This is a genomic window from Nakamurella panacisegetis, from assembly GCF_900104535.1.
Classification (GTDB): domain Bacteria; phylum Actinomycetota; class Actinomycetes; order Mycobacteriales; family Nakamurellaceae; genus Nakamurella; species Nakamurella panacisegetis.
In genome coordinates, this window is record NZ_LT629710.1 from 3,490,469 (window position 1) to 3,510,983 (window position 20,515).

Below are 20,515 nucleotides of genomic sequence, written 5' to 3' on the forward strand. Positions count from 1 at the left end.
CAGGGTCCTTGGTAGCGCAAGGACCCGTAGATAAGGAACTTGATCTCATCGGTTGGCTTGCCTATCGTGACGACCATGAAGCCGTCGCTGCAGGACGTGGGTCTCGCCGTCAAACAGTTGCAGTGGAGCCATCACCGGACGGCCAACCGCCGCCTGAGGACCGGGGCCGGCCTGTCTCTGGTCCAGTGGGATGTCTTGCGACACCTGCATCGCGAGCCCGACGCGTCCTTGCACGACCTGGCGACAGCAACCTTCCAGACCGACCAGTCGATGGGCGAGTTGGCCAAACGCATGGTCGACCGTGGTCTGGTGATCCGGGCTGCTGGACCAGGGCGGGCGGTGCGTCATCGCCTGACCGATGAAGGGGAGGCCGCCTACCGGACCGGTTCGGGCATCGTCGACGGCGTGCTGGCCGACAGCATCGGGATCCTCACCGTCAGCGAGAGAACCTCGCTGCACGCGATGCTGACCAAAGCCGCCTCCGGGCTCGGGGAATCGGGCCGGCCGGAGGACGTCTGAGATTTTGACGTCACGAACGGCGGTGCGAAACCGGCACTACGACCGCCGATCTCCGTGGCCCGCGCGACGTGGTTGCCGGTGACGGCGGACGGGGGGCGCGGGGCGCGGGCCGAGCCGTCGCCCCCGCCGATCCGTTCGTCGCTACTGCTGCTCGTCACCGCCGTCGACGAAGAGCTCGCTGCAGCAGACGTGGTTCGCCTATATGCGGGTGGCGCTGCGGTTGAGGTTCGAGATCAATCGCGAACTCCAGTTGCACAGTGATCTGTCGTCGGCCGATTTCGACGTGTTGAACGCATTGACCGACTCGCCGGATCAGCACCTGTCCGTCAGCGACCTCGCACTGCGGATCGGCTGGGAACGCAGCCGGGTCTCCCATCAGCTGCTGCGCATGGAGAGGCGCGAGCTGGTGGCCCGGCGGGTTGCCGCGACCGATGCGAGGGCCACGGACATGCTGCTCACGGCCCGCGGCCAGGCCGCCCCTCGCGACGCCATCCCAAGCCATGCCGGACTGGTCAAGCAACTCTTCTTCGACGGGCTCGATCCCGCCCTGCGTCAGCCGCGTGTGACGGCGGGACCGAACACCATGCCGAGAACACCCGTGTCCGGCGACTCGGGTGCCGACGGCGGCACGTCCCGGTCCGAGAGCCAAGTCCTGAGGGCGCGCCAGGTCAGATCTCGCTCGGCAGCGGAAGTAACCGGGTCGGCCGTCGTTCGTGATGCCGTGTCGGCCAGGGACTCGAGGGTCGCCCAGTCCGACCGCCGGTTGACCTTGGGGCCCTCGACCGGAGAGGCAGCACTCGCCGGCATCGGGGAGGTAGGGGCCGGGATCGGGGTCGGTGGCGGGAAACTCCGCTCGATCGTGCCGGCATCCACGCCCAGGTCCTGCAAGAGCTGCTGCTGTTGCTCGCTGTCGAATCGATCGGGCAATTCCTGCTGTGCTCGCCCGGCCTGGCGCAGGCGTCCACGGCTGTACAGGAACCGGACGACAGTGTTGCGTCGAATCTCCACCACACGACCGTCCTTACCTGGGCAGTTGTCCCTTACACCCCTGAGACCTGGGCCGTTGTCCCGTACACCCCTGAGGTTCACTCAAAGGTACTGCCCTAAGTCACGACGGAGTCCTGCGACAGGCGATTACCCCCCAACGAGGTGACCGAGGGATGCCGACCACCCTATCGGCGTAAAGCTGGACGGGGAGTCGTCATACTTCCGAGATGGCCGGGCTCGACGAGTTCGACCGGAGCGAGGTTCCGGGACTGCTCGGATCGTGGGCGGGGCATGCTGGACGAATCCGGGTCGTGCCGGCCCGGTTGCGTCGCGTCAGCGGCGTGTCGTCTTGCGCCGGACCCAGCCGAAGATGCTGGTCGCGAGGAACAGCACGATCCCGATGATGGCGAGCCAGATCAAGCCCTTGATGACGAATCCGAGAACGGCAACGACGATCCATACGAGCAACAGAACTCCGAGGATGGCAAGCATGCTCTCAGTATGCCCCTGGGGTGCAGGCCAGGTGGGGAACGGCCGAGCCACTTCGGTTCCGGGGCATGGCAAGCGATGCGCGGAATGTTCAGCTGATGTTGCCCGAATCGGCGTTTTACTACCCGCTCGATAGTAATAGGACTGTTCCCGAGACGGCGACCGCCGGCTCGGAAAGGACGACCATGTTCGTGCACAAGCGGTACCGCATCGGTGCGGCTGTACTGGCAGCGACTCTTCTGGCTGCGTCTGTCTCCTCCGGCGAGGCGGGAGCAACGTCGGCCGCGGGCACCAAGGGGTCGCCCGTCAAGCAACAGAATCACGTCCTGGCCAAACACGTCCTCGTGCTCTCGGTGGACGGTCTGCACCAGACCGATCTGGCCTGGTACATCCGCACCCATCCGCACTCGGCCCTCGCTTCGTTGGTTGCCTCGGGCACCGAATACACCAACGCCCAGACGACGTTTCCTTCGGATTCGTTCCCCGGTATGGTCGCGGCGCTGACCGGCGGCGGCCCAGGGACCTCGGGTGTCTTCTACGACGACACCTACAACCGTGCACTGCTCCCGGCTGGCACCCTCGACTGCTCGACGGCAACCCCGGGCACCGAGGTGTCGTGGACGGAGGCGGCCGACCGCTCCCAGAGCCCGATCACCCTGGACGCCGGACAGAAGCTGTCCGCTCCGGTCCTCACGGCGTTGCCCACCAACACCCTGGCCGAGACGATCGCCAGTTCGGCCGGCGTCACCGCCGCCATCCTGAAGATGACCCCGACTCCGCAGGCCCTGATCGACCCGGCCACGCTGCCGGTCAACCCGACCACCTGCCTCCCCGTCTACCCGAGCCAGTATCTGAGGGTGAACACCGTCTTCGAAGTGGCCCGCGCGGCTGGTCTGCGCACGGCGTGGTCGGACAAGCACCCGGCCTACGAGATCCTCAACGGCCCGTCCGGAGCCGGAGTGCAGGATCTGTTCACCCCGGAGATCAACGGCGTCGCCGACAACGCCGGTGACGACTGGACCACCGACAACGCCCTCACGCAGGAGTACGACAGCACGAAGGTCGCCGCGATCGTCAATGAGATCAACGGCTTCGACCATTCCGGCAGTCGCCGGGTGGGCACGCCGGCCATCTTCGGGATGAACTTCCAGACGGTGTCGACCGCCCAGAAACTCCCCGTCTCGGACGGCCTCGCCGGGGGGTACCACGCGGACGGCACCCCGGGGCCGCTGGTGCAGAGGGCGCTGACCTATATCGACACCCAGGTCGACACCATGACCGCGGCCATCCGCCGCAATGGCCTGACCGGCAGCACCGCCATCATCCTGTCGGCCAAACACGGCCAGGCTCCCGTCGACGAGAGCACGCTGCGCCGCGTCGACGACGGCAAGATCATCGCCGCCCTGGATTCGGCCTGGGCCGCCGATCATCCGGCCGCCGCGCCGCTGGTGTCGTTCTCCGTCGACGACGACGGCATGCTGCTCTGGCTCTCCGACCGATCCTCGGCCGCCCTGGACTTCGCCCAGCACTTCCTGCTCACTTACGCTGCCCCGGCCAACCTGGCCACGGATTCGAAGGGGGTCTACTCGGCCACGGTCGACCGGTCCGGCCTGACCCGCGTCTACACCGGCAGGGCCGCAGACACCCTGGTGCGGGCCAGGAACGGTGATTCGCACGCACCTGACCTGATCGGCATCACCCAACCGGGCGTTGTCTACACCGGCGGCGTGAAGAAGATCGCCGAGCACGGCGGAGACGCGCCGGCCGATCTCGACGTCGCCCTCGTCGTCTCCGGTCCGGTCACCCAGCGCGCCGTGAATTCGGGTCGCGTCAGGACCACTCAGATCGCCCCGACCATCCTGCGTCTGCTCGGTCTGAACCCCAACGCCTTGCAGGCCGTCCGCATCGAGCACACGGCCGTCCTGCCCGGCCTGTAGTCCCGCCTGACACCGGGGCTCCGATCAACGGCTGAACGAGCGGAGCCCCGGTGCCCCCTGGTCATCGAGCCCGGGCGGCACAACTGACGCACGTGGTGGTGGCGGGTCGAATCTCCAGTCGCGAGGCCGGGATGGGCATCGAACAGACCCGGCAAACGCCGTACCGGCCGTGCTGCAGATCGTTCAGGGCATCTTCGGCGACCCGGATCTCGGTCAGGGCCCGTGCTTTCTGCCCCTCCAGCGTCTGCAGGACCGAACTCAGCGGGATGCCGTCGGGATCATGCTCGTCGTCATCGCCGCCGTTGGCGCGAACCGCTCGGGTCGACAGGAGCTCGGACTCGAGGCGAGCCAGTTCACCGGTCAGGGCCTCGACGGTGGACCGAAGCCGGTTCCTCCAGTGCGTCTGTCCACCCGCCTCGCCGTGGTCGGTCATCACGATCGGTCAGCACCACCCTTCATCCGCGTTCCTCCAGACTATCGAGGCCCATTCCCGCTCGGTCGTGGTTGCCGAACCGGATCCGGGGAACTGGGTCGAGGACGGTCAATCCCGGATCGCCAGCGGAAGGAGTCAGCCGTGACCACAGCACCGACGATCACCCACCTGCCCGGAGCCGGCAGCGCGCTCGACCGGTGGGCCGCCGGCCTGCAGCAGGCGATCGTGCGCCGCACCGATCACGGGCCGGCGGCGAAAGTGGTCGCGGCCCTGTCCGGTGAACGGTGGTTCGGCCATGCGCTGCACCCAGCTCTTGTCGTCGTGCCGGCCGGTGCCTGGCTGGTGAGCGCGTGGTACGACCGGCGCGGCGTGGCCACCGAGGATCCCCACGACGAGGCGGTGGCGGACGCCACCCTTCGGTTGGGCCTGGCCGCCGCCGTTCCCACGGCGCTGGCGGGTGTCGCGCAGTTTCTGCCCACGGAGGGCGAAGCGCGTCGGATCGCCGCCGTGCACTGGGCCCTCAACGCCGCCGCGGTCTCGCTGTACAGCGCATCTTCGGTCCTGAGGAGCAACGGCCGTCGGCCAGCGGCGCGGCGTCTGGCGCTGCTCGCCCTCGGGCTCGTCGGTCCCGGCGCCTACCTCGGCGGTCATCTGGCCTACCGCCTCGGTGTGGGGCAAACCCGGTCCCTCGTTGTCTGATACGTCGAACAATGGAATTGAACACTGTGGAATTGAACACTGAGGAATTGTTGACCGACATCCGTCGTCGAGTCGCCCGCCGATCCAGTGGTCTGCTCAAGTTCATCCGTCCGGTGCTGACCGCAGGAAAGCGGTCGATACCCCGGACGGTCTGTGGTGAAACGCCGATAGTGTCTTTCTTGTGTGTCCACAGAGCCTGCTGCACAAGGGCTTCAGCTCTGGCATCATGGTTGGCATGACGGCAATCGGCTACACCCTCATGACCGAGCAGGCCGGCCCCCGTGAGCTGATTGCGCACGCCACGGCCGCCGAGCGTGCCGGGTTTGATTTCGAGGTGTGCAGCGACCATTTCTTTCCCTGGCTGGAGGAGATGGGCCATTCGCCGAACGCTTGGGTCACACTCGGCGCGGTGGCCCAGGCTACCGATCAGGTCGGTCTGATGACCTATGTGACCTCCCCGACCTTTCGTTACCATGCGGCCGTGGTCGCGCAGCAGGCGGCGACCCTCCAGATCATCTCGCAGAATCGGTTCACTCTGGGGCTCGGCTCGGGTGAGGCACTGAACGAACACATCATCGCCTCCGGTTGGCCCGGTGCGAACATCCGGCAGGCTCGGCTGGTCGAAGGTGTCGACATCATCAACCGGCTGTTCGACGGCGGTTCGGTCAACTTCCAGGGCAAATATCTGCAGGTGGATTCGGCCAAGCTATGGGATCTCCCCGACGTTCGGGTCCCGATCGGTATTGCCGTTTCCGGTCGCCAGTCGTGCGAGACGTTCGGGCCGATGGGAGATGTCATGATCGGGATCGACCCAGACCCAGACTTGGTCGAGTGGTGGGACAAATCCGGCGACGGGCGCTCAAGGAAGGTCGCCCAGCTACCCATTTCCTGGGATTCCGACGTCGAGGCGGCGACCAGGCGCGCCCACGAGCTGTTCCGTTGGAGTTTGCCCGGGTGGAAGGTCAATGCGGAGTTGCCGAGCCCGGCCGCGTTCGCGAGCGCGGCCGAGACCGCCCGTCCGGAGGACGTGGCCGCCGCCATCCCCTGCGGCAACGACGTGGAGGCGGTGGTGGTCGCGGCCAAGAAGTTCTTCGATGCCGGCTACACCGATCTGGCTCTGGTGCAGATCGGGGCCGACCAGCAGGACAGCTTCTTCCGGGCCGCGACTGCGGAGATCCTGCCGGAGTTGAGGAGGCTCTGAATCAGGCTGCGCCGCAGCCGGATCGTGGGACAGGCGTGCCTCCGGGCTCCTGTCGCCGCCGCCTCCGGCATTCAGGCCCTGTTGATCCGGCCCCAGAGGGGAAAGTCACGTGAAGCACCATTCCCGAACGACCGCCGTGCTGTTCGACATCGACGGAACGTTGATCGATTCGAACTACCTGCAGGTGCAGGCGTGGTCCGAGGCCTTCGACGCCGTGGGTCAACCGGTGGATGACGCGCGCATCCATCGCGCGATCGCGCTCGATTCATCGAAGCTGCTCGACACCCTGCTGGGCGACCGGGCGACGGAGCTCGGTGACGATGCAAAGGCTCGCCACCGCACGGCGTATCAAGCCCTGTCCGGTCGGCTGCGGCCGTTCTCGGGTGCTCGTAACCTGCTCGCCGCGGTGGCCGCGCACAGGGTGGCGGTGGTGCTGGCGACGTCGGCGCCGGAGGACGAGCTGAAGCTCCTACGGACCGCCCTCGATGCCGAGCAGTACCTGACCGCGGTGACATCGGCCGAGGACGCGGAGACGGCGAAGCCCGACCCGGACATCCTGCAGACGGCCCTGGGCAAGGTTGGCGCGGCCGCGGGCGACGCCGTCATGGTCGGCGACACGGTATGGGACGGACAAGCCGCCGCGCGAGCTGGTGTGGCCTTCGTCGGCCTCCGCAGTGGCGGGATGGCCGAGGCCGAACTGCGCACGGCCGGGGCGGCGGCCGTGTACGACGATCCGGCGCATCTGCTGGCCAATGTGGACTCCAGCCCGCTGGCCTCGTTGTGGGCGACAACGAACTGATCACCAGCCGGCGACGGCTGTGGCCGGAAGGGTTTGCCGACCGGCCAGCGCGGGTACCCGCTTCCAGAGCACGAGCGGTCGGTGCGCGATGACGATGCCGGAACCAGCTCTGCGGTGAGTTCCTGTCTGCGGGTCGCGGCAACGTCACCGTCCGCGTCCCCCGCGCGGCGCGGCCGGGCTGGTCCAGTTCCGGCAACGGTCCGCCGCATGCTCCCGTTCCCGATGACACGACGAAAGACGGCACCAGATGAGCACTCCAGTAGATTCCCCGCCCGATCCGTACCAGAACGACTCCGGATCCACCGGGCGTGATGTCGGCCCCCACCATGCCGCCGGACCCGAGCACGAACGGCTCGACTCCGCGGGTACTCGGCAAACGAGCTACGCCGATCAGCGACCGGGCCAGCCGTGGCACCGGGGAACGGAGAGCCCGGTTCCGACCGAGTCGCTTCCGGACACCGGCCGAGCGGTTCGGACCGAGTCGGCACCGGGCACCGGCCGAGACGTTCGGACCGAGTCGCTACCGGAGAGCGGGAGGCCGGCGGAGGTCGCCACGCCTCTCGGCGACCGACGCGACGTTTCCGAGCCTGCGTTCGAGCCCCACTCGACAGCGCCGGCCGTCATGGCCGAGGATTCGGCGATCGTCGAACGACCCGTGGCCGTCCTGCCTCCGGACCGGGACACGGTCCTGGCGCGGGAGCGCCAGACCTTCGGCGGGATGAAGCTGGGCGCCGCCTTCTTCGGGTGGCTCGCCGCCACCGGCCTGGCCGTGCTGCTGCTGGCCATCCTGACCGCGGCCGGCGTCGCCTTCGGCCTCACCAGCAGCAGCAACGTCAACCAAGCGGTACAGGAGGCGAACCAGAGCACCGGCACCGCCAAGACCGTCGGCCTGATCGGCGCGATCCTGTTGTTGGTCATCCTGTTCCTGGCCTACTACGCGGGCGGCTACGTCGCCGGCCGGATGGCTCGCTTCGATGGCTTCAAGCAGGGCCTCGGGGTGTGGCTGTGGGCGATCATCACGACCGCCGTCATCGCCGCTGCCGCCGCCATCGCCGGGACCAAGTACAACATCCTGGCCAACCTGAACCTCCCGCGCATCCCGGTGCAGGAGGGTGCCGTCACCACCGTCGGGGTCATCGCCATTGCCGCCGCGCTGCTCGCCGCCCTGCTGGGTGCGCTGCTGGGTGGCAAGGTCGGCACGCGCTACCACCGCAAGATCGACGCCGCTGGATTTCGCGACGAGTGAGTAGATCCCCTGGTGCGCACCGTCGGTCGTTCCTCCGCGGTGTGATGGCGGCATGCGGGCGGGTCACCACGACCTGGGCCAGACCGCTCGTCGTGGACATTCGGAGGCGTTGATGACGGTGCCCGGGGATGTGCTGGCCGGACGCTACCGCCTGATCCGGCCGGTTGCGACGGGCGGTATGGGGTCGGTCTGGGAGGCCTGGGACGAACTGCTGCAACGGCGCGTGGCGATCAAGGAACTCCTGCCCCAGCCCGGTGTGAGCAGGGACGACGTCGCGATGGCCAGGAGCCGCGTGATTCGGGAAGCACGGATCACCGCGCGCCTGCACCACCCGCACGCCGTCACCCTGTATGACGTGATCGACCACCGGGGACAGCCTTGCCTTGTCCTGCAGTACGTACCGTCGCGCACCCTGAACTCGATCCTGGCCGAGCGAGGTCTGCTCCCCATCGACTTCGTGACGACGGTCGGCGCCGAGGTGGCCGCCGCGTTGGCCGCCGCCCACCAGGTGGGGATCACCCACCGCGACGTCAAACCCAGCAACATATTGGTGACCGCCTCGGGGGCCGCGCTGATCACCGACTTCGGGATCTCCCATGCTGCAGGTGATGTCAGCCTCACGTCGACCGGGATGGTCACCGGCACACCGGCTTTTCTCGCTCCGGAGGTAGCGCGTGGTGCTCCATCGGGGTTCCCGGCCGACGTGTTCTCCCTCGGTGCGACCTTGTATGCGGCGTTGGAGGGGACGCCGCCGTTCGGTAGCGACCAGAATGCCATGGCCATCCTGCACAAGGTCGCCTCCGGCCAGATCATTCCGCCCCGGCGGAGTGGAGAACTGACCTCGCTGCTGGTGCGGATGATGGCGGCCGATCCCGGCGCCCGGCCGGGGATGGCGACCGTCGCCCGGCTCATGGCGGACCTCAAGATTCCGCCCGCGCCGGCCATCCCGCCGACGGCTCGGACCGATGCCGTCCCGCCGTCGACCATTCGCGCCTGGCCCGCCGATCAGGACGTGGCCAGTCCGGACACGGTGGGGGGCAGGGAAGGCCCCGGTGACCCGGTACCGTCGGTTTCACCCCGGGTCCGTGGGAGCCGCCGACAACGAGTGGGTGTCTTGCTCGCGGTGGCGGCTGTGCTGCTGGCCGGCTGGGGGACGTACGAGTTCGTCGGCGGGAGCCGCAGTGCCTCACCGTCCGTCGGCAACGGCTCGGTGAACAGTCCTGTGGCCGGCCGAACCTCGCAGTCATCGGTACCGACCTCTCGCGGCGGCGCGACGCCGACCGCCGGCGCCTCGCCCACGCGCGTCGCCCGGGTGAAGACCACTTCGGCGCCTGCCTCTCGCGCGAACGGGGCCGCTCCGTCCCACAGCCCGTCACCGTCGGTCGTCACACCGACCAGGAGGACGGCATCGACCCGATCGACGCCACCGAAGCCTCGGACCAGCAGCGCGGCGTCGTCCGTGACCGACGTCCCGCCATCGGCGGCACAACTCGCGGCTGCCATCACCGACTACTACGCGCTGCTGCCGAATGACACGGACCAGGGTTGGGCTCGCCTGACCAGCAATTTCCAGACCGGGACGGCTCAGAATCGGCAGTACTACCAACGCTTCTGGGACTCCATCCAACGGGTCACGGCCACCGACCCCCGCGGCACCGGCCCGGACACCGCCGAGGCCACCATCACCTACTACTTCAAAGACGGCCGGACGGCCGTGGAATCCACCGTGTACCACCTCCAATCACAAGGCGGCGTCCTGAAGATCGACAGTTCCACCGTGCTCAGCAGCACCACCCGATGAGTGCGCTCGACGCACCGGTCGCCGAGAAAGATGTTCCGTCCGAGGTGGGGTGGCGAACTGCGGTGGTGGCGAACCCGGCACGAGTAGCGGACCTGAGCCGGCGGCGTCAGATGATCGAGGAAGTGCTGGCCGACGCGGGATGGCCGGCGCCTTCCTGGTCGGAGACGACTCCCGAGGATCCCGGCACCGGTCAGGCCCGCCGCGCGGTCGCGGCCGGAGCGAGAGTCGTGTTCGCCTGCGGTGGCGACGGCACCGTCCGGGCGGTGATCGCCGGAATGCTGGACGCCGATGCGGCGCTGGCCGTGCTGCCGGCCGGCACCGGTAACCTGCTGGCCGCCAACTTGAACCTTCCCGAGGATCCAGCTCAGGTGGTCCGGCTGGTCATCGCCGGCGAACGGCGAAGGCTGGACCTGGGGCAGGTCGATGGTCAGGTGTTCGCGGTCATGGCCGGGATGGGATTCGACGCGGCCATGATGGACGACGCGTCGGACACTTTGAAGGCCAGGTTCGGGCCCGTCGCCTATGTGTTCTCCGCGCTCCGGCACCTCCGCGACCGGCCGATGCGGCTGGAGATCGACATCGACGACCGGCCCACGGTGCGGTGTCGTGCACGATCGGTGCTGGTGGGCAATGTGGGGACCCTGCAGGGCGGGGTGCGCCTGTTGCCGAACGCCGAACCGGACAGCGGATCGATGGAGGTGGCGATCCTGCAACCCCACCATCTCGGCCATTGGCTGGGGTTGGCCGCGGCCGTGGTGCTGCGCCGCCGGACAGTGCCCCGCATGACCACCTGGCGGGGGAGCCGGATCAACGTCCGGTCCGACCGGACGCATCCGCGGCAACTCGACGGTGACGTGATCGAACCATCGGACACCCTGAGCGTGTCGGTCATTCCGGGCGGCATCGCGGTGTGCGTGCCCCCGGCCTGACCGGAGAATCCGGGATGCTCCGGGATCACCGACGGATCGACCGTCGGCCGGTGTCTACGCCGCCCCGAGGGGACGGCAGAAGGCGCACACTGGTCTCACGCAGCGCGTGCTGCGGGGTTACCGGCAGGGAGGTCGCAATGCCCAACAGCGGACCGTTCGGGATCGATCCGGAAGATATCGACCGTGTGCTTCGGAGCGCGGCTGAGCAATTGCGCGGTGTGTTCGGTGGACTGGGGGAGGGAACCGGCCGACCCGGGTGGCCGGGCCCGTTCACCGAGTCCGCGCGCCGCGCCCGGCCCACGCCGGAGCCGGAGACCACGGGGGAGACCGGCGACGGGGTGTGGGTGATCTACACCGTCGGCGACGACGGAGGTGCCCAGGTCGAGCAGGTCTTCGCCGCGGAGCTCGATGCGTTGCGGGCCAACAAGAACAACACCGACCCCCGCCGGATGGTGCGGTTCCTGCCCTACGGAATCCCGGTGACGGTGCTCGACGCTCCGGAGGAGCCCGGCAAGGAGAAGTGAGGCCGCCCGTCGCCGGCTCTGACACGTCACCAGGCTCAACCCGGCGCGAGCCAGCAGGAAGGAGCCAGCTCAGCAGGGGGTGTGGGTTCGGCCGTGGTAAGGGCCGGCGCCGTCCATCAGCCAGCGGCCGTCACCGGTTTGAATCATGACGAAAGTCAGCGTCCAGTTGTCGCAGCTGTCCCCATCTGGTCCGTTGGCCGGCGTCTGCAGGCTGTTGAAGGATAGGTCCACGTCGACGGTGGTGGCGTCGACTGCCCTGGCACCCAGGATGACGATGTTGGAGTCGTAACTGGTGCGCAGGCCCGCTGCAAACCCGACAACTCCCGCACTGGATTGCTGATCCGGGGCCTGAACGCTGTAGGCGGCGGCGTAATCCCCGCTGTCAATACCTTCGAAGTAGGTATTGAGGCTCTGGATTATCCCGGCCAGCCTGGGGTCCGGTGCCGAGTCGGCCCCCGTCGTGGGACTCACTGCCTGCTGTTGCTGAGACGGCCCAAGCGGGTTCTGGCAATCCGCAGGTGGTTGCGGAACAGGAGCCGACGCCCACTGGGCATCGGCAACGCTGGCCTGGCTGGCCGGCACCGCATAGCCGATTCCGTTCGCGTCCGTGCGGAGGGCGTCCACCAGTCCCACCACGGATCCGTCGGCGGCGATCAGGGGGCCGCCACTGTTGCCGGGATTGATGGGGGTGTCAGTCTCGATCAGCCCCATGCGGGTCGTGCCGTCAACGGTGATGGTGCGATCGAGCCCACTGATGTCACCGTGGGTCAGGGTGATCGGGTCCCCGATGGGAAACCCGATGGCAGCGACCGGGTCACCGACGCCGGGAGTTGTTCTGGCGAAGTGAAAGTGGTACCCGGTGAGAGGTTGGTCGGCCCGTATCAAGGCCAGATCTCGCGTGGGGTCGGTGCCGATCACGGTGCCGGTCGTGCGGCCGGCAGCGGTGATCAGGCTGACGACGGCCGATTGCGTCACGACATGGTCGACGGTGGCGACCAGAGTCGCAGAAAGAAGAAACCCCGTGCCGATGCCTGAGGACGAGCAGCTGACCGTTTCGATACGAACGACACCGGACTGTTGCTTTGCGTAAATCGCGGCAAAGTCCGCCGATGGACTCCGGGTCGTCTCGACCGAGGTCGCACTCGTCGACACCAGCGTCGTTGCGGTCTTGATCGGCGTGCCGGACTGACCGGTGCTGGGCGATACGGGGCGGACCGCCGGTGGGCTGTCATGTGCGGTGCCCACCGAGCCGTCGGCAGCTGCTGTCGAGGCGGCTGATCGGGTCATCGCAGAGGCGCCGCCGGTGACTGGCCCAGGCCTTTGGACAAGCAGGAAGACCGCAGCTGAGGCCGCAGCAACCGCGATGATGATCGCACTGATGAGAGTCCCTCGACCCAGCCGCCGCTTGGCCGACCCAATTGCCGTCGGTTCCGTACCTCGTGTCGTCGACGCGCCGTATGACGTTTGCGCGGTCGCCCCCGCCGACAGCCGCGCGCCGCAATGCCCACAGAACATCCCCTGGTCACCGACCAACACGCCACATCGAGTGCAGTACACGGCCCCTCCTTGATCGACGTGATCGGGGCGAAGCCGAAGGTGCCTATCCGCTCCGACGACACCACCTGACGTGACTGTGGATTATCGCCCCATTTCGTGACTTTGGTCCCTTACGTGAGCCGACGGGACTGTCCACCATTGACCGGAGGGTCAGGACAGGAGGGTCTTCATGGCGGACGAGCCCGGCGGCGGGCGGGCCGACACGCTGCCCGTAGCGGCATCGGTCTCCCCACGACAGCTGGACACGGCCGGCCTGCAGGCGCTGATCGATGTGCTCGCCGGGCGCGGGTACACGGTGATCGGGCCCACGATCAGCGGCGGTGCGATCGTGAACGCCCCGATCCGGACCATCGACGACCTGCCCCGGGGTTGGGGTGATGACCAGGACGCCGCGCACTATCGGCTGCGTCACCGGGACGACGACGCCTACTTCGGGTTCGCCTCGGGCGCGCAATCGGCGAAGCCGGTCTTCTTCCCGACCGACGAGTTGCTGTGGCGAGGGCGCCGCGCCCACGGGGAGGTCACGGTCGAGTCAGACGTCGAAGGCGGCGCAGCACCGGACGGCGCCGGCCCGGTGGCGCTCCTGGGCGTCCGGTCCTGCGACCTGCACGCGATCGCCATCCACGACCGGGTGCTCGGCGGCCGGGTACGCGCCGACGCCCACTACGTCGCCCGCCGGGACGACGCCTTCATCGTCTCGGTCAGTTGCACCGATCCCGGTGGCACCTGTTTCTGTGTCTCGATGGGCACCGGCCCGCGTCCGGAGAACGGCCCCGACGCCCGGTTCGATCTCTCGCTGACCGAACTGCTGGACGGAGGTGGCCACCGCTTCGTCGTCGAGGTCGGTTCAGCACGGGGCGCCGAGGTACTGACCGAGATCTCCGCTTCGCCGGCCCCGCCCGACGATCTCGCCGCCGCGGACGAGGTGGCGCAGTCGGCGGCCGGCCGCATGGGCCGCACGCTGGACACCGACGGGATCAAGGAACTGCTGTACGCGAGCGTGGAGAGCCCTCGCTGGGATGACGTCGCCTCCCGGTGCCTCGCCTGCGGCAATTGCACGATGGTCTGCCCCACTTGCTTCTGCACCACGGTGGAGGACATCGGGGACCTGACCGGCGACGACGCCGAACGTCATCGCTTCTGGGACTCCTGCTTCGACGCCGACTTCTCCTACATCCACGGCGGAACGGTCCGGGCCTCGACGAAATCCCGGTACCGGCAATGGATGACGCACAAGCTCGGCTCCTGGATCGACCAGTTCGGGACGTCCGGGTGTGTCGGCTGCGGCCGCTGCGTCACATGGTGCCCCGCCGCCATCGACATCACCGCCGAGGCCGCCGCGCTCCGCGGGGCGACGCCGCAACCCGACCGTCCGTTCTGAGCCGCTCATGCAGACCGTTGCGCGCTATCTGCCCGACCACCCTTTCCTGGCCGGGTTGGACCCCGCGGCCACGGAACTGCTGGCGGGTTGCGCCGTGGCCGTCCACCGGCGCGCCGACGAGTTCCTCTTCCGCGAGGGAGCGCCGGCGTCCCACTTCTACCTCCTGCGGCACGGCCGGGTCGCCATCGAGAGTCGCACGCCCGGCGGCGCGATCGTGCTGGACACCGTCGAGGACGGAGAAGTCACCGGGTGGTCGTGGGTGGTGCCCCCGTACCGGTGGACGTTCGACGGTCGCGCCATCACCGACGTGACTGCCGTGGCCCTGGATGCGGCGTGCCTCCGGGCCCACTGCCAGGACGACCCGCGCCTGGGCCACGACCTGATGACGCGCTTCGTCCGGCTGATGAATCAACGGCTGCAGTCCGCTCGGGTCCGGCTGATCGACATGTACGGCGGAGGCCGCCATGGCTAGCGTCACCGCGCTCGAACCGGGCGGCACCACCACGTCGGGACGGCCGGATCCCATGGTGCCACGCCCATTTCGGGTGCGCCGGAATCGGCGGGACACGACCGACACCTGCACCTTGGAACTCGAGCCGGCCGATGGTGTTCCCTTGCCCTGGCACCCGGGCCAGTTCACCATGCTGCACGCCTTCGGGATCGGCGAGGCCCCGATCTCGATCAGCGGCGACCCCAGCCGATCGGATCGGCTCGAACACACCATCCGCAACGTCGGGTCCGTCACCGCAGCGCTGGTCGCCGCCGAGCCGGGGACGGTGCTGGGCGTGCGCGGGCCGTTCGGTTCCGGATGGGACGTCGGGGCGGCCCGGGGCGGGGACGTCGTGTTCGTGGCCGGCGGCATCGGGCTGGCCCCGCTCCGCCCGGCCATCCTGGAGGTGGTCGCCGACCGGGCATCCTACGACCGGGTGGTATTGCTGTACGGCGCCCGCACCCCGGAGGACATCCTGTTCGCCGACGACCTCCGGGCCTGGACCGAGCGGGACGGCATCGACGTCGAGGTGACCGTCGACAACGGGCAGTACGCGTGGCGCGGGCGGGTCGGCCTGGTCACCCACCTGATCACCCGCGCCGGATTCGACGGCGCCCGGACGCTGGCCCTGGTCTGCGGCCCGGAAGTGATGATGCGGTACGCGGCCCAGGCCCTGTCCGACCGCGGTGTGCCCCCGGCGCGGCTGCGGCTGTCGATGGAACGGAACATGAAATGCGGAGTCGGGCTGTGCGGGCACTGCCAGCTCCGTGAGCTGTTCCTGTGCGTCGACGGTCCGGTGCTCGGTTACGACCGGCTGGCGCCCTTGATCTTCCGTGCGGAGTTGTAAAGATGACGCTCGCGGCCGACCGCACCCGGACCAGACCGAAGCTCGCGGTCTGGAAGTTCGCCTCGTGCGACGGCTGCCAGCTGACCCTGCTCAATTGCGAGGACGAACTCATTCCGCTGGCCAGCCAGGTGCAGATCGCCTATTTCCCGGAGGCGACCCGCGCCGTCGTCGAAGGTCCGTACGACGTCTCGCTCGTCGAGGGTTCGGTAACCACGCCGGAGGACATCTCCCGGATCCAGCGCATCCGGGAGATGTCCCGGCAAGTGATCACCATCGGGGCCTGTGCCACGGCCGGCGGCATCCAGGCGCTGCGCAACTTCGGGGATGTCGCCGAGTTCCGGTCGATCGTCTATGCCCATCCGGAGTATCTCGCGACCCTGTCCCGCTCGACACCGATCTCGGCGCACGTCCGCGTCGACTTCGAACTGCGGGGTTGCCCGATCGACAAACATCAACTCCTGGAGGTCCTGGCCGCCGCGATCCAGGGCCGCAAGCCCCGGATCCCGGCCTACAGCGTGTGTGTCGAATGCAAACGGCGGGGGACGGTGTGCGTCACGGTGGCGCACGGAACGCCGTGCCTGGGGCCGGTCACCCACGCCGGTTGCGGCGCCCTCTGTCCGGCTTTCGACCGCGGTTGCTACGGCTGTTTCGGTCCGCAGGACACCCCGAACACCTCCTCCCTGGCCGGCCGGCTGCTCTCGCTGGGCATGCGGGAGGGCGACGTGATGCGCATCTACCGCACCTTCAACGCGGCCGCCGAGCCTTTCCGGCGCGAGTCCGAACGCCACGAAACGCTCTCCACACCAACGACTGCCGAGTCGGGGGAGGGGGCGTCATGAGTCACAAGCTGACCGACGGCGGCCAGGTGATGCACGTCGGCACGCTGTCGCGCGTGGAGGGCGAGGGGGCCCTGCACATCGAGTACACCGGCGGCCGGGCGACCAAGGTCGAACTGCGGATCTACGAGCCGCCCCGCTTCTACGAGGCGTTCCTGCGCGGCCGGGCCTGGACCGAACCACCTGACATCACGGCGCGCATCTGTGGGATCTGCCCGGTCGCGTATCAGATGAGCGCCTGCGCCGCGATCGAGGACGTCTGCGGGGTCACGGTTCCCGAGGCCATCCGATCGATGCGGCGGCTGCTGTACTGCGGCGAGTGGATCGAAAGCCATGCGCTGCACATCTTCCTGCTGCATGCCCCGGACTTCCTCGGCTACGACGGAGCGATCGAGATGGCCGCGGACCACCCGACGGTGGTCGAGCGCGGGCTGCGGTTGAAGCGGGCGGGCAACGACCTCATGAACCTGGTCGGCGGCCGCTCGGTGCATCCGATCAACGTCCGGATCGGCGGCTTCTACAAGATGCCGACCCGGCTGGAACTGCGAGGCATCCGACCGGTGCTGGAACGGGCCCGCGACGACGCGGTCGAAACCGTGCGGCTGGTCTCAGGTTTCGACTTCCCGGAGATGGAACAACCCTACGAGTATCTCTCGCTCCGGCCCGAGGTCGGCTATCCGATCGAATCGGGCAGGGTGGTCACCACGGCGGGCAAAGCGTTCGGAGTCCGCGAATTCACCCAGCACATTCAGGAACAGCACGTTCCGTGGTCGAATGCGTTGCACGCCACGCTGGACGGTGAGTCCCCCTACGTGGTCGGCCCGCTCGCCCGGTACACGCTGAACTTCGACCGGTTGTCGCCGCTCGCGCAGGGCATCGCCCGCGAGGCCGGATTGGGCACCGCCTGCCGCAATCCGTTCCGGTCGATCATCGTGCGCGCGATCGAACTGGTCTACGCCCTCGACGAGGCGATCCGGATCATCGACGGCTGGCGGGACGGCATCGCCCCGTCCGTACCGGTGCCGGCGCAGGCCGGGGAGGGGTTCGGTGCCAGCGAGGCACCACGCGGTGTGTTGTTCCACCGATATGTCCTCGACGCGGCCGGGATCATCACCGACGCCCAGATCGTTCCGCCGACGTCGCAGAACCAGCCGAGCATCGAAGCCGACCTGGCCACGATGGTGCACTCCTGGTCCGAGCTGGACGACCACGCCCTGTCCCATCGCTGCGAGCACGCCATCCGCAACTACGACCCGTGCATCTCGTGCGCAACGCACTTCCTGGACCTGACCGTGACACGCTCATGACCGCCTCACCGATCGGTCTGCCTCCGGCGTTGCTCGTCGGGCTGGGTCGCCCCGATCGCGGCGATGACGGGGTCGGTCCCGTCGTCGCCCTGGACGTCGCGGCACTCCGGCTTCCCGGCGTCCAGGTGCTCGAGCGGGTCGACCCGACCTCGCTGATCGATCTGTGGACGGACCGGGAGACGACCGTCGTGGTGGACGCGGTCTGTTCCAACGGCATCCCGGGCACGTTGATCGTCCTGGAATCCGGCGCCGACGACCCGCGATTGCCGGACGGCGTGTGGAGCGGTACCGGACGCGGCGGAACCCATGCGTTCGGCCTGGCTGCGGCGGTCGAACTGTCCCGGGCCCTGCACCGGCTGCCCCGGCGACTGGTGCTCATCGGGATCGAGGCCGCGCAGCTGGGTTACGGCGAGCCGCTCTCGCCCGCGGTGAGTGCGGCCGTCGGCCCCGCGGTCGAGACGGCCTGCGGGATCCTGGTGCAGGCCGGTGCGACGGGTTCCCGACATTCTCACGGGTCGGGTGGCTCTCCGATCCGGGTGACCCGGGGGGTCGATCCCTGATGTGTCTGGGTGAACTCGCGCAAGTGACCGAGGTGGGCCCTTCCACCGCCGTCGTGTCCAGCGGCGACCGCATTCGGACGGTCAGCCTGCTCACCCTGGCGGACCGGCTGACCCCCGGGGACTGGGTGCTCACCCACTCGGGATTCGCCCTGGCCCGGCTGACCCCGGAGGAAGCCCGTGAGGCCGCCGCGCTGCGGGCCACATCACCGACGATCCCGGAGAGACCCCGATGAGAAGAACGCTGCTGCCCCGGACCAGACGTGCGGGGTTGATGCTGGCCCTGGTGACCGCCGTGATCAGCGGCATCGCCATCTTCCTGAACGCCTACGGCGTCAAGGCGATCGGCAACGCCACCGTCTACACGACGGCCAAGAACGCGGTCGCCGCCGCGGTGTTGTGCGGCGTCGCGGTCGGCGGCCGGGGGCGTGGGGTGACGGTGGACCGGCCGCGTGGGCCCCGCCAGTGGTGGAGGCTGCTGGCCGTCGGGGTGATCGGCGGCAGCGTGCCGTTCGTGTTGTTCTTCGAGGGTCTCGCGCGGGCATCGTCCAACCAGGCCGCCTTTCTGAACAAGACCCTGGTGCTGTGGGTGGCGGTGCTGGCCGCCGCCGTGCTCAAGGAGCGGCTGCAGGTCTGGCACTGGATCGCCATCGGATTGCTGCTGGTCGGCCAGGCCGGGCTGTCCGGTGGTTTCACCGCGTCCATGTCCTCGGGTGAGCTGATGATCCTCGCGGCCACCCTGCTGTGGGCGGTGGAGGTGGTGGTGGCCAAACGGCTTCTCGGATCGCTGACGTCCTGGACGATCGGACTGGCCCGGATGGGTTTCGGCTCGGTGGTTCTCATCGGCTGGGTGCTGGCCACCGGGTCCGGTCGGGTGCTGCTGACCATGGATACCTCCCAGTGGGGCTGGGTGCTGCTCACCGGCGTGATCCTGGCCGGCTACGTCGCCACCTGGTTCGCCGCGTTGGCCCGGGCCAAGGCGGTGGACGTGACCGCCGTGCTGGTACTGGCCGCACTGATCACTGCCGCCCTGAACGCGGTGGTCCACCGCGCCCCGCTGGGACCGCAGCTCGGCTGGCTGCTGGTCGTCGCGGCCGGCGGCGCGTTGGTCTGGTTCCTGGCCTGGCGTCGCGGGCCCCAGGAAGTCCCGGCCGCAGGGTGGCCGGGGTGATGACGGACGCGGCGACGATCGGCGGCGGAACCGGGACACCCGGTGGGGCGGTGCTGTTCGGGCGTTACGCCTATCCGCCCAACGAGCTGGGCTACTGCGGTCCGGACGCCCACGACCAGCTGCTCGAGCAGGTGGCGGCGAACGCCGACGACGGCGCCCTGCGCAGCCTGGTCCGAGGTTTCGAGGGCGCGTGGCCCTATCTGGAACTCATCGCCGGGGCGGCCGAGATCTCCGATCCGCTCGATGCTCGGGTGGTGCAGGCGTACTGGGTCGGCAACGGGTTGCTGGAACGGGTCGGGCCGATGGCGTTGGGTCGGTCGCTGGACGATCGGTTCCGCGGCCGGGTGGGTCGCCGGGCGTTCGACCGGCTGGTCAACGCGGTGCCTGCAGGAGCCTTGCCGCATCACAGCTTTCACGTGTTCGGCGTCTACCCGTGGCTCGGTCTGCTGCGTGGCGGCCGGGTCGACGAACCGCTGCGGGTCCTGGACCGCTGCCGGATTCGGTGGGGGCAGGTCGTCGAGATCATCGATGGTGCCCAGGCCCGGGTGATGTCCCGGCCGCTCACCTGGGACGGTCGCCGGCTCGAACTGGCGGCGCGGCGGGAGGAATCAGCGATGTTGTCCCTGGCCGGGCGCGGTCTCAGCGGCCGGCTTCGTCCCGGGGACTGGTGTTCGCTGCACTGGGACTGGATCTGCGACCGGCTCGACCTTCGGCGGCTGAGCGCACTCCGGCACTACACGCTGAGCCAACTCGAGGTGGTGAACGCGCAGCCGTTCCCTGCGCCGGCCGTGGTGCTCGCGTAGAC

At 68.7% G+C, this 20,515-nt stretch carries 22 protein-coding genes and 1 pseudogene; 19 read left to right on the forward strand and 4 right to left on the reverse strand.

Going from position 1 to position 20,515, the window contains the following annotated elements; genetic code table 11:
• Window positions 1-75: 75 nt before the first annotated feature.
• Window positions 76-519: a MarR family winged helix-turn-helix transcriptional regulator gene (locus BLS97_RS15650; RefSeq protein ID WP_090477391.1), complete on the forward strand. Its 444-nt coding sequence runs from the start codon at window positions 76-78 to the stop codon at window positions 517-519.
• 202 nt (window positions 520-721) lie between these two features.
• A pseudogene (locus tag BLS97_RS24540) lies at window positions 722-949 on the forward strand (MarR family transcriptional regulator); the annotation flags it as partial.
• 122 nt (window positions 950-1,071) lie between these two features.
• On the opposite strand, the gene BLS97_RS23910 reads toward BLS97_RS24540, so the two are convergent.
• Together BLS97_RS23910 and BLS97_RS23260 are read right to left on the reverse strand one after the other, a co-directional pair.
• Window positions 1,072-1,530 (reverse strand): hypothetical protein, encoded by a 459-nt coding sequence (locus BLS97_RS23910; protein ID WP_231988136.1) that lies wholly within the window; start codon window positions 1,528-1,530, stop codon window positions 1,072-1,074.
• Between the two features lie 309 nt (window positions 1,531-1,839).
• Window positions 1,840-1,998: a hypothetical protein gene (locus tag BLS97_RS23260; RefSeq protein ID WP_090477395.1), complete on the reverse strand. Its 159-nt coding sequence runs from the start codon at window positions 1,996-1,998 to the stop codon at window positions 1,840-1,842.
• Window positions 1,999-2,180: 182 nt separating this feature from the next.
• Here BLS97_RS23260 and BLS97_RS15665 point away from each other — a divergent pair, with 182 nt between their 5' ends.
• Entirely contained in the window at window positions 2,181-3,932 is a 1,752-nt protein-coding gene (locus tag BLS97_RS15665; RefSeq protein WP_090477397.1) for an alkaline phosphatase family protein, read from the forward strand.
• A 61-nt stretch (window positions 3,933-3,993) separates the two neighbouring features.
• Here BLS97_RS15665 and BLS97_RS15670 read toward each other — a convergent pair whose 3' ends face one another.
• A complete protein-coding gene (locus tag BLS97_RS15670) occupies window positions 3,994-4,365 on the reverse strand; it encodes a TraR/DksA family transcriptional regulator (protein WP_090477399.1) in 372 nt (123 codons plus the stop codon).
• A gap of 141 nt (window positions 4,366-4,506) precedes the next feature.
• Between BLS97_RS15670 and BLS97_RS15675 the strand changes: the two genes are divergently transcribed.
• From BLS97_RS15675 to BLS97_RS15705, 7 genes are all read left to right on the forward strand, one after another.
• Entirely contained in the window at window positions 4,507-5,064 is a 558-nt protein-coding gene (locus tag BLS97_RS15675) for a DUF2231 domain-containing protein (RefSeq protein WP_090477402.1), read from the forward strand.
• 235 nt (window positions 5,065-5,299) lie between these two features.
• The gene (locus tag BLS97_RS15680; RefSeq protein WP_090482358.1) at window positions 5,300-6,265 is read left to right on the forward strand and encodes a TIGR03557 family F420-dependent LLM class oxidoreductase; all 966 of its coding nucleotides are present in this window, start codon (window positions 5,300-5,302) and stop codon (window positions 6,263-6,265) included.
• 109 nt (window positions 6,266-6,374) lie between these two features.
• Complete coding sequence (locus BLS97_RS15685) at window positions 6,375-7,064, forward strand: HAD family hydrolase (RefSeq protein ID WP_090477404.1); 690 nt, start codon at window positions 6,375-6,377, stop codon at window positions 7,062-7,064.
• A 622-nt stretch (window positions 7,065-7,686) separates the two neighbouring features.
• Window positions 7,687-8,310, forward strand: a complete 624-nt coding sequence (locus BLS97_RS22975; RefSeq protein ID WP_157695465.1) for a hypothetical protein — start codon at window positions 7,687-7,689, stop codon at window positions 8,308-8,310.
• A 52-nt stretch (window positions 8,311-8,362) separates the two neighbouring features.
• Window positions 8,363-10,111 (forward strand): serine/threonine-protein kinase, encoded by a 1,749-nt coding sequence (locus BLS97_RS15695; RefSeq protein ID WP_090477408.1) that lies wholly within the window; start codon window positions 8,363-8,365, stop codon window positions 10,109-10,111.
• On the forward strand, window positions 10,108-11,040 hold the full coding sequence (locus tag BLS97_RS15700) for a diacylglycerol/lipid kinase family protein (RefSeq protein ID WP_090477410.1): 933 nt from the start codon (window positions 10,108-10,110) through the stop codon (window positions 11,038-11,040). Before BLS97_RS15695 ends, BLS97_RS15700 begins: the two co-directional genes overlap by 4 nt.
• A gap of 137 nt (window positions 11,041-11,177) precedes the next feature.
• Window positions 11,178-11,564, forward strand: a complete 387-nt coding sequence (locus tag BLS97_RS15705) for a hypothetical protein (RefSeq protein WP_090477413.1) — start codon at window positions 11,178-11,180, stop codon at window positions 11,562-11,564.
• A 69-nt stretch (window positions 11,565-11,633) separates the two neighbouring features.
• On the opposite strand, the gene BLS97_RS15710 is transcribed toward BLS97_RS15705, so the two are convergent.
• Window positions 11,634-12,851, reverse strand: coding sequence for a S1C family serine protease (locus BLS97_RS15710; RefSeq protein ID WP_157695466.1), 1,218 nt, complete (start codon window positions 12,849-12,851; stop codon window positions 11,634-11,636).
• Window positions 12,852-13,290: 439 nt separating this feature from the next.
• Between BLS97_RS15710 and BLS97_RS15715 the strand changes: the two genes are divergently transcribed.
• Genes BLS97_RS15715 through BLS97_RS15755 form a run of 9 tightly spaced genes read left to right on the forward strand, consistent with a single transcriptional unit; the run spans window position 13,291 to window position 20,513 of the window.
• A complete protein-coding gene (locus BLS97_RS15715) occupies window positions 13,291-14,502 on the forward strand; it encodes a 4Fe-4S dicluster domain-containing protein (protein WP_090477416.1) in 1,212 nt (403 codons plus the stop codon).
• A 7-nt stretch (window positions 14,503-14,509) separates the two neighbouring features.
• Window positions 14,510-14,974, forward strand: a complete 465-nt coding sequence (locus tag BLS97_RS15720; RefSeq protein ID WP_090477419.1) for a Crp/Fnr family transcriptional regulator — start codon at window positions 14,510-14,512, stop codon at window positions 14,972-14,974.
• Window positions 14,967-15,839 carry an FAD/NAD(P)-binding protein gene (locus BLS97_RS15725; RefSeq protein ID WP_090477421.1) on the forward strand — a complete coding sequence of 291 codons (873 nt, stop codon included), beginning with the start codon at window positions 14,967-14,969 and terminating at the stop codon, window positions 15,837-15,839. Before BLS97_RS15720 ends, BLS97_RS15725 begins: the two co-directional genes overlap by 8 nt.
• Window positions 15,840-15,841: 2 nt before the next feature.
• On the forward strand, window positions 15,842-16,678 hold the full coding sequence (locus tag BLS97_RS15730; RefSeq protein ID WP_090477423.1) for an NADH-quinone oxidoreductase subunit B family protein: 837 nt from the start codon (window positions 15,842-15,844) through the stop codon (window positions 16,676-16,678).
• Complete coding sequence (locus BLS97_RS15735; RefSeq protein WP_090477424.1) at window positions 16,675-17,982, forward strand: Ni/Fe hydrogenase subunit alpha; 1,308 nt, start codon at window positions 16,675-16,677, stop codon at window positions 17,980-17,982. Before BLS97_RS15730 ends, BLS97_RS15735 begins: the two co-directional genes overlap by 4 nt.
• The gene (locus BLS97_RS15740) at window positions 17,979-18,542 is read left to right on the forward strand and encodes a hydrogenase maturation protease (protein WP_090477426.1); all 564 of its coding nucleotides are present in this window, start codon (window positions 17,979-17,981) and stop codon (window positions 18,540-18,542) included. The genes BLS97_RS15735 and BLS97_RS15740 overlap by 4 nt, the downstream gene beginning before the upstream one ends.
• Window positions 18,542-18,775, forward strand: a complete 234-nt coding sequence (locus tag BLS97_RS15745; protein ID WP_090477428.1) for a HypC/HybG/HupF family hydrogenase formation chaperone — start codon at window positions 18,542-18,544, stop codon at window positions 18,773-18,775. Before BLS97_RS15740 ends, BLS97_RS15745 begins: the two co-directional genes overlap by 1 nt.
• Complete coding sequence (locus BLS97_RS15750; RefSeq protein WP_090477430.1) at window positions 18,772-19,710, forward strand: DMT family transporter; 939 nt, start codon at window positions 18,772-18,774, stop codon at window positions 19,708-19,710. The genes BLS97_RS15745 and BLS97_RS15750 overlap by 4 nt, the downstream gene beginning before the upstream one ends.
• Window positions 19,710-20,513, forward strand: coding sequence for a DUF6390 family protein (locus BLS97_RS15755; protein ID WP_090482360.1), 804 nt, complete (start codon window positions 19,710-19,712; stop codon window positions 20,511-20,513). The genes BLS97_RS15750 and BLS97_RS15755 overlap by 1 nt, the downstream gene beginning before the upstream one ends.
• Window positions 20,514-20,515 lie beyond the last annotated feature (2 nt).

Coding starts and splice junctions, on each gene's coding strand:
- BLS97_RS15680 (WP_090482358.1), top strand. CDS start 5,300: ATGACGGCAATCGGCTACACCCTCATGACCGAGCAGGCCGGCCCCCGT.
- BLS97_RS15730 (WP_090477423.1), top strand. CDS start 15,842: ATGACGCTCGCGGCCGACCGCACCCGGACCAGACCGAAGCTCGCGGTC.
- BLS97_RS15705 (WP_090477413.1), top strand. CDS start 11,178: ATGCCCAACAGCGGACCGTTCGGGATCGATCCGGAAGATATCGACCGT.
- BLS97_RS15695 (WP_090477408.1), top strand. CDS start 8,363: ATGCGGGCGGGTCACCACGACCTGGGCCAGACCGCTCGTCGTGGACAT.
- BLS97_RS15710 (WP_157695466.1), bottom strand. CDS start 12,851: ATGACCCGATCAGCCGCCTCGACAGCAGCTGCCGACGGCTCGGTGGGC.
- BLS97_RS22975 (WP_157695465.1), top strand. CDS start 7,687: ATGGCCGAGGATTCGGCGATCGTCGAACGACCCGTGGCCGTCCTGCCT.
- BLS97_RS15715 (WP_090477416.1), top strand. CDS start 13,291: ATGGCGGACGAGCCCGGCGGCGGGCGGGCCGACACGCTGCCCGTAGCG.
- BLS97_RS15720 (WP_090477419.1), top strand. CDS start 14,510: ATGCAGACCGTTGCGCGCTATCTGCCCGACCACCCTTTCCTGGCCGGG.
- BLS97_RS23260 (WP_090477395.1), bottom strand. CDS start 1,998: ATGCTTGCCATCCTCGGAGTTCTGTTGCTCGTATGGATCGTCGTTGCC.
- BLS97_RS15745 (WP_090477428.1), top strand. CDS start 18,542: ATGTGTCTGGGTGAACTCGCGCAAGTGACCGAGGTGGGCCCTTCCACC.
- BLS97_RS15755 (WP_090482360.1), top strand. CDS start 19,710: ATGACGGACGCGGCGACGATCGGCGGCGGAACCGGGACACCCGGTGGG.
- BLS97_RS15665 (WP_090477397.1), top strand. CDS start 2,181: ATGTTCGTGCACAAGCGGTACCGCATCGGTGCGGCTGTACTGGCAGCG.
- BLS97_RS15740 (WP_090477426.1), top strand. CDS start 17,979: ATGACCGCCTCACCGATCGGTCTGCCTCCGGCGTTGCTCGTCGGGCTG.
- BLS97_RS15670 (WP_090477399.1), bottom strand. CDS start 4,365: ATGACCGACCACGGCGAGGCGGGTGGACAGACGCACTGGAGGAACCGG.
- BLS97_RS15725 (WP_090477421.1), top strand. CDS start 14,967: ATGGCTAGCGTCACCGCGCTCGAACCGGGCGGCACCACCACGTCGGGA.
- BLS97_RS15750 (WP_090477430.1), top strand. CDS start 18,772: ATGAGAAGAACGCTGCTGCCCCGGACCAGACGTGCGGGGTTGATGCTG.
- BLS97_RS15700 (WP_090477410.1), top strand. CDS start 10,108: ATGAGTGCGCTCGACGCACCGGTCGCCGAGAAAGATGTTCCGTCCGAG.
- BLS97_RS15650 (WP_090477391.1), top strand. CDS start 76: ATGAAGCCGTCGCTGCAGGACGTGGGTCTCGCCGTCAAACAGTTGCAG.
- BLS97_RS15735 (WP_090477424.1), top strand. CDS start 16,675: ATGAGTCACAAGCTGACCGACGGCGGCCAGGTGATGCACGTCGGCACG.